Origin of the sequence: Bradyrhizobium sp. NAS96.2 (assembly GCF_001908235.1) — a bacterium.
GTDB lineage: Bacteria > Pseudomonadota > Alphaproteobacteria > Rhizobiales > Xanthobacteraceae > Bradyrhizobium.
On sequence record NZ_LGHK01000305.1, the window covers coordinates 1 to 3,533 of the forward strand.

Sequence of the window (3,533 nt, forward strand, 5' to 3'; positions counted from 1 at the left end):
GCCCGACGCCGCCACCGCCGGTGCCGCCGCAGCGGTGAGGGCGTGACGGCATCGCGCCCGCAATGATAGAGGTCGTGCTATGGCCGAGATGTTTTCGACATTGGGTACCTGGAACTGGCTGATCTTCGGCTTCATCCTGATGGCGCTGGAGCTTGCGGCGCCCGGGGTGTTCCTGTTCTGGCTCGGGCTCGCGGCGCTCGTGGTCGGCCTGCTGTCGTTCGTGTTCACGCCGTCCTGGCAGATGCAGCTCTTGATGTTCGCGGTATTCGCCGCGCTGGCGGTGCCGGCGTGGCGGTATTTTGCCAAAGGCGCGACCGCGGCGAGCAAGACCAATCCGTTCCTCAACCGCCGCAACGAAGCCCTGGTCGGCCGCGAATTCACGCTGGAGAAGCCGATCGTCGGCGGATCCGGCACGGTGCGGATCGACGACACGGTCTGGCGCGTCGCCGGCCCCGATGCGCCGGCCGGCAGCCGGGTCAAGGTGGTGCGCGCCGACGGCGCCAGCCTGACGGTGGCCGCGGTCTAGACTCGGCTCCTCTCCGGTCGTCCCTGCGAACGCAGGGACCCATACGCCGCGGCGGATGTTGTGGTCGGGACTCGTTGTTCCAACGTCGCGCAACAATGACCATCGGTGGCTATGGGTCCCTGCGTTCGCATGCGTTCGCAGGGACGACAGCGAGTTTGTTGCTGCTTGCCGTCACGCCCGCGTTCCCGCGACATGAAGAGTTTGAGGTTTGCTGGCGTCTTCACCCCAACCCTCCCCCCGTAAGAACGGGGAGAGGGAGGATCAGCGCCTGCTCCAGCGCTCGGCGAAGCGATGGAGCGGCGTGAAGGTCGCAAATAGCTCGCGGCCGAGCGCGGTGAGGCTGTAACCATCCTCCGTCAGCTCGACGAATCCGGCCTCGCGCAGCTCGGTCAATCGCGTTTGCAGGATGGTCGGCGAGGCCTCGTCGCAGGCGGTGCGCAGCGCGCGCGAGGTCAGCGCGCCCTCACGCAGCTCCCAGACGATGCGCAAGGTCCAGCGCCGGCCCAGCAGATCGAGCAGCGCCATGATCGGGCGGCCGGACCGCGAGCCGCGGACGCCGGGTCTTGTCGCAGGAACCTGCTTCGGCATGTCGCGAACCCCTCTCGGATACTACTTGCGCACCGCTACAAATATTGTAGCGTATCGCTACATTAAATGTAGCAACGGGACCAGCCCATGTCACGCATCGCGCCGCTCGATCCGCCCTATGCGGCGGACGTTCAACAGCATTTCGACCGCATCATGCGCGGCAAGCCGCCGCTGGTGCTGTTCCGCATGATGGCCGGCCATCCGCGCGCCTGGGAGAAATTCCGCGGCGGCAGCCTGCTCGACCGCGGGCCGCTCTCCTTGCGGGACCGGGAGATCGTGATCGACCGCACCTGCGCGCTCAATGCATGCGAATATGAATGGGGCGTGCATGTCACGGCGTTCGGCGCCGCCGCCGGATTGTCGGAGCAGCAGGTCCACGCCACTGTGCGCGGCAGGGCCGATGCGGATTGCTGGTCGCCGGCCGAACAGGCGTTGATCGCCGCGGTCGACGCGCTGCATGCGCGCGCGACGTTGAGCGAGCAGGAATATGCCGCGCTGTCGGAGCACTACGACGACGATCAGGTGCTGGAGATCATCCTGCTGTGCGGCTTCTACCGCACCGTCTCCTACCTTGCCAACGCGCTGGCCCTGCCGCTGGAGGCGACCGCGGCGCGGTTTCCGCAATAACCGCCGTCATTGCGAGGAGCGAAGCGACGAAGCAATCTATCGATCCGCACGTGCAGAGAGATGGATTGCTTCGCGGAGCCTGTCATCGGGCGCGCATTCGCGCGACCCGTTGGCTCGCAATGACGAAAAGTAGCGTGGGCCTACGCCACGCCGGCGCGCAGCAGATCGTGCAGATGGATGATGCCGACCGGCTTCTTCGCGTCGGTCACGATCAGCGTCGTGATCTTCGAGGCGTTGAGCAGCTCCAGCGCTTCGCCGGCGAGCGTGTCGCGGCTGATCGTCTTCGGCGTCCTGGTCATGACCTCGTCGACCGACAGCGTCAGGAGGTCGGGGCGCGTCAGCTGCCGGCGCAAATCGCCGTCGGTGACGATGCCGGCGAGATGGCCGTGGCTGTCGACGATGCCGACGCAGCCGAAGCCCTTCGACGTCATCTCGACCAGCGCGTCCGACATCTTGGTGCCGAGCGGCTTCAGCGGCAGCGCGTCGCCGCTGTGCATCAGGTCGCGCGCATATTTCAGCAGCGCGCCGAGCTTGCCGCCGGGATGCAGCACGCTGAAATCGGTCGAGGTGAAGCCGCGGCCCTCGAGCAGCGCGATCGCCAAGGCATCGCCGAGCGCCAGCATCATCAGCGAGGACGTCGTCGGCGCCAGATTGTGCGGGCAGGCCTCGCGGGCCTTCGGCAGCGTCAGCTGCACGTCGGCGGCCTTGCTCAGCGTCGAATCCTTGTCGGCGGTCATCGCGATCAGCGGAATGCCGAAGCGCGCCGCATAGGCGATCAGGTTGCGCATCTCCGGCTGCTCGCCGGACCATGACAGCGCGAGGATCACGTCCTCGGCGGTGATCATGCCGAGATCGCCATGGCTCGCTTCCGCCGCGTGCACGAAGAACGCCGGCGTGCCGGTCGAGGCGAAGGTCGCGGCGATCTTGCGGCCGATATGGCCCGACTTGCCGAGCCCGGTCACGATCAGCCGTCCCTTGGCCTTGCAGATCAGCTCGGCCGCCGCGGTGAACGGCGCACCGAGGTCGGACTTGAGTGCCGCGGAGATCGCCGCGACGCCGCTTGCCTCGGCATCGAGGGTGCGGAGCGCCGACTGAACGGCGCCGTCATCGGGGCCGGATGATTTGGTCATCAGCGGTTTCGGTTTCGCCATTTCGGATTCCAGGGGAGGGGTTTTGCACCCGGGCGTCTCCCTTAGCACGTTCGATTCCGCGATGCGACGCGCGGCGGCGGATCCTCAACGGCTCATTAACCATAATTGTTTTAACTCCATTAACGACGTTTTTCGCCGCCCGGCGGGATGCGTACGTCAAGTACATGAATTCGTTGGAGTATTTCCATCGTGTGGCGGCGGCCAGCAAGCGGCCCAAATCGGCGCGGACGCCCCGTTCGCGTGGCTTTGCCATGCCTTTTGCTGACCGCGACGACCGGGCTTGCCAACGCCCAAACCGTGACGCCTGATTTGTTCAGCCCGAACCGGCAGAGCCAGGTGATCACGCAGGATTCGCCGCTGCGCCGGACCACGGCCGACGCCGTGGATCCGCTCAACGGCCTGAGGTTGCCGGACGCCGATCCCAGCCGGCGTGCATCGTCGTCGGCAACAACGCCGGAGCGCGTCGGACAGATCCCGACTTACGGTCTTCCGGCTGCCAACGGCGCTTCGACATCAGGCTATGACTCGCTCAATCGGAAACGCCTGAAGCCGAAATATTATCCGGGCCAGGCCAAGCCGAAGCCGCCGCCGGGACCCGGCTCGCCGGTGCCCACACCGCCGCCGCTGACCGCGGCCGGGCA

General features: G+C 66.5%; 4 protein-coding genes and 1 pseudogene. 3 read left to right on the forward strand and 2 right to left on the reverse strand.

From position 1 onward, the window contains the following. Nucleotides 1–79 precede the first annotated feature (79 nt). A complete protein-coding gene (locus tag AC628_RS40390; RefSeq protein ID WP_074132339.1) occupies nt 80–526 on the forward strand; it encodes an NfeD family protein in 447 nt (148 codons plus the stop codon). Between the two features lie 261 nt (nt 527–787). On the opposite strand, the gene AC628_RS40395 is transcribed toward AC628_RS40390, so the two are convergent. Then, nucleotides 788–1,114, reverse strand: a complete 327-nt coding sequence (locus tag AC628_RS40395) for a winged helix-turn-helix transcriptional regulator (RefSeq protein ID WP_074132340.1) — start codon at nt 1,112–1,114, stop codon at nt 788–790. A gap of 87 nt (nt 1,115–1,201) precedes the next feature. On the opposite strand from AC628_RS40395, the gene AC628_RS40400 reads away from it, so the two are divergent. Next, nucleotides 1,202–1,741, forward strand: coding sequence for a carboxymuconolactone decarboxylase family protein (locus tag AC628_RS40400; RefSeq protein WP_074132343.1), 540 nt, complete (start codon nt 1,202–1,204; stop codon nt 1,739–1,741). Nucleotides 1,742–1,881: 140 nt separating this feature from the next. Here AC628_RS40400 and AC628_RS40405 read toward each other — a convergent pair whose 3' ends face one another. Further along, the gene (locus tag AC628_RS40405) at nt 1,882–2,892 is read right to left on the reverse strand and encodes a KpsF/GutQ family sugar-phosphate isomerase (RefSeq protein ID WP_074132345.1); all 1,011 of its coding nucleotides are present in this window, start codon (nt 2,890–2,892) and stop codon (nt 1,882–1,884) included. 240 nt (nt 2,893–3,132) lie between these two features. On the opposite strand from AC628_RS40405, the pseudogene AC628_RS40410 reads away from it, so the two are divergent. Continuing rightward, nucleotides 3,133–3,533: pseudogene (locus tag AC628_RS40410) on the forward strand (outer membrane beta-barrel protein); the annotation flags it as partial.

Excerpts from the sequence above, each read along its gene's own strand:
- AC628_RS40390 (WP_074132339.1), top strand. The coding sequence starts at position 80 with ATGGCCGAGATGTTTTCGACATTGGGTACCTGGAACTGGCTGATCTTC.
- AC628_RS40395 (WP_074132340.1), bottom strand. The coding sequence starts at position 1,114 with ATGCCGAAGCAGGTTCCTGCGACAAGACCCGGCGTCCGCGGCTCGCGG.
- AC628_RS40400 (WP_074132343.1), top strand. The coding sequence starts at position 1,202 with ATGTCACGCATCGCGCCGCTCGATCCGCCCTATGCGGCGGACGTTCAA.
- AC628_RS40405 (WP_074132345.1), bottom strand. The coding sequence starts at position 2,892 with ATGGCGAAACCGAAACCGCTGATGACCAAATCATCCGGCCCCGATGAC.